The 699-nt window shown below is 71.4% G+C and carries 1 pseudogene; it reads right to left on the bottom strand.

Features of this window, described 5'->3' with window-relative positions:
* A pseudogene (locus tag O3Q52_RS53800) lies at positions 1-444 on the bottom strand (cell division protein FtsK); the annotation flags it as partial.
* Positions 445-699: the final 255 nt, after the last annotated feature.

The raw sequence follows: 699 nt of genomic DNA, 5'->3' as shown, positions 1-699 counted from the left end.
GACGCTGCCCGCGCTGAGGACCGCGGAGGCGATGGCCTTCGGTGCGTTGAGGAGCATCTGCAGGATGTCCATGCGCCGCTTATGCCGGGCGAACCGGAACGCGTACGCGCGCTGCTCCCACTTGGTCACCATCTCCTCGTTGCCCGAGGCTTCGGCGATCCGCATGAACCGCTCGTGCCGGGCGGTCGTACGGGCGTCCCAGGCGCGGCGGGTGAGTACCCGGGTACCGCCGGCGATGTAGGAGCCGTGGCGGACGGTCCACCGGTAGGCGGGGTTCGTGCGGGTCTCGACGACAGCGCGCCGGAGGTGGTCGATGCGTACCCGGCGGCGGGGGTGTACCTCGGTCGCCGGGGCCTCGGGGGTACCCGTACTCGCGGGCTCGGGTACGTCGCGGGTACCCGTACTCGTCGGGTCGGTGTCGGCGGGTGTGGTGATGTCGGTCATCCTGATGTCTCCGTCGTTCCTCAGGGGCGTGCGGACCACGGGGCGCCCGGATCCTTGGCCGGGTGTGGGCGCCCCGTGGCGTGGCTACTTCTTGCGCTTGGCGTCCTCGCGGGCCTGGGCCCTGGTGCGAATGCGCTCGACCTCGTTCTCCAGGGCCTTGGTGCGCTTGCCTCGGGCTTCGCGTCGGGCGATGCGTGCGCCGAGGAGGACCACCCGGGCGATCTCGCGGGCGTTGTGCGGGTCTTTGCTGGTCGC

Origin of the sequence: Streptomyces sp. ActVer, from assembly GCF_027270795.1 — a bacterium.
GTDB lineage: Bacteria > Actinomycetota > Actinomycetes > Streptomycetales > Streptomycetaceae > Streptomyces > Streptomyces umbrinus_A.
This window is presented reverse-complemented; position numbering and strand designations above follow the sequence as displayed.